The organism is Acidovorax delafieldii 2AN (assembly GCF_000175235.1).
GTDB lineage: Bacteria > Pseudomonadota > Gammaproteobacteria > Burkholderiales > Burkholderiaceae_C > Acidovorax > Acidovorax delafieldii_B.
The window spans coordinates 1-1,820 of the sequence record NZ_ACQT01000443.1 but is presented as its reverse complement, the minus strand read 5'-3'; the positions used below and the strand labels follow the sequence as shown (position 1 = coordinate 1,820).

Annotated in this window: 2 protein-coding genes; both read right to left on the bottom strand. The window is 70.0% G+C overall.

Going from position 1 to position 1,820, the window contains the following annotated elements:
• Window positions 1–247: 247 nt before the first annotated feature.
• Window positions 248–1,021, bottom strand: a complete 774-nt coding sequence (locus ACDELDRAFT_RS22045; RefSeq protein WP_005800874.1) for an ABC transporter ATP-binding protein — start codon at window positions 1,019–1,021, stop codon at window positions 248–250.
• Window positions 1,021–1,812, bottom strand: coding sequence for an ABC transporter ATP-binding protein (locus ACDELDRAFT_RS22040; protein WP_005800873.1), 792 nt, complete (start codon window positions 1,810–1,812; stop codon window positions 1,021–1,023). The genes ACDELDRAFT_RS22045 and ACDELDRAFT_RS22040 overlap by 1 nt, the downstream gene beginning before the upstream one ends.
• Window positions 1,813–1,820 lie beyond the last annotated feature (8 nt).

The window sequence follows — 1,820 nt, the reverse complement described above, 5'->3', positions numbered from 1 at the left end:
CCGCACCGGCCCCCGCCATTGCCCAGGCGCGCAGCGAGGACGACTGGGAATCGTTCTGAGCCGGAAGCCCACAAGCCCGTGGCCCGGCCAACGGTCCATCGGGCAGCGCGCCGAGGTGTCGCTGCCCAAGGGCGGGGCCCATCGGGACGGAACGGCGTGCACTATTAAAACAATAGCTATCTGCGCCCGCCTTATAAGCACAAACGGCCCATTTCTCTCCAAATAGGCGAGAAACCGGGCCCGCGGCCTATACGCCCAGGTAGTCGCCGCGCACTTTCGGGTCGGCCACCAAGTCCGCCATGGCGCCGTGGTGGCGGATCTGGCCTTTTTCCAGCACGTAGGCGCGGTCGGCCACCGCGGCAGCGAAATGCAGGTTCTGCTCGGACAGCAGCACGCTCACGCCCTGCGCCTTGAGTTGCCCGATGGTGTGGGCCATCTGCTCCACGATCAGCGGCGCCACGCCCTCGGAGGGCTCATCCAGCAGCACCAGCAACGGCTGGCCCATGAGGGTACGCGCGACGGTGAGCATCTGCTGCTCGCCGCCACTCATGCGCCCGCCCGGCCGATCGGGCATTTCACCCAGGTTGGGAAACAGCCCGAACAGGCGCTCGGGCGTCCAGTGCGGCGCCGCACTGCCGTCGGGCCAGTGGCGTGCCCCCTGGCGCCCCACCTCCAGGTTGTCGCGCACGCTCAGGTCGGTGAAGATGCGCCGGTCTTCCGGCACATACCCCAGGCCCATGCGCGCCACCTGAAAGGGCGCGCAGCGCGCGATGTCGCGCCCCAAAAAGCGCAATTGCCCTCCTGGCTGGATGGTGCGGCGCACCTCCAGCCCCACGATGGCCTTGAGCGTGGTGGATTTGCCGGCACCGTTGCGCCCCATCAGCGCCACGACCTCGCCGCGCCCCACCTGCAGGTCCACGCCAAACAGCACCTGCGCGGCGCCATACCAGGCGTTCAGCCCTTGCACCTCCAGCAGGGGCGCGGGGCAGGCCTGGGGCAAAGAAGACGGTGCCTGCGCCATCACGCCATGCCCACGGGTGCCGGCGCCGTGCCGGACATGCTGCCGCTGCCCAGGTACACCTGCTGCACCTGCGCGTTGTCGCGAATGGCCTGCGGCGTGCCCTGGGCCAGCAGGCGCCCACGCGCCAGCACCATCACGCGGTCGGCGTGGGCAAACACCACATCCATGCTGTGCTCGGTGAACAGCACGCCCATGGCCCGTTCGCGCGCGAGCTGCCGCGTGAGGGCCATCAGCGCCAGGCGCTCGGCCGGCGCCATGCCGGCCGTGGGCTCATCCATCAACAGCAGCCGGGGCGCATGGGCCAGCGCCATGGCCAGCTCCACCCGCTTGACGTCGCCATAGGCCAGCGTGCTGCAGGGACGCTGCGCCTGGGCCTGCATGCCCACCTGCGCCAGCAGGGCCAGCGCATCGGCACGCCGGTGGTCCTGCGCGCGCGGCCAGAACGAAAACAGGCGCCGATCGGCGGACAACAAGGCCATCTGCACGTTTTCGACCACGGTGAGCGAGGCAAAGGTTTCGGCGATCTGGAAGGTGCGCCCCACGCCCTGGCGCCAGATGGCGCGCGGCGGCAGGCCCGCGATGTCCACACCCGCCAGCCGGATGGCTCCTGCATCGGGCCGCAGCTGGCCACCCACCATGTTGAAGGTGGTGGACTTGCCCGCGCCGTTGGGGCCGATCAGCGCCAGCATCTCGCCCGGCGCCAGCGCGAAATCCACGCCATCGACCGCCTGCACGCCGCCAAAGGCCTTGCGCAGGCCGCTGACCTGCAGCAGCGGGAGCGCGGCGCTCATGTCGCACT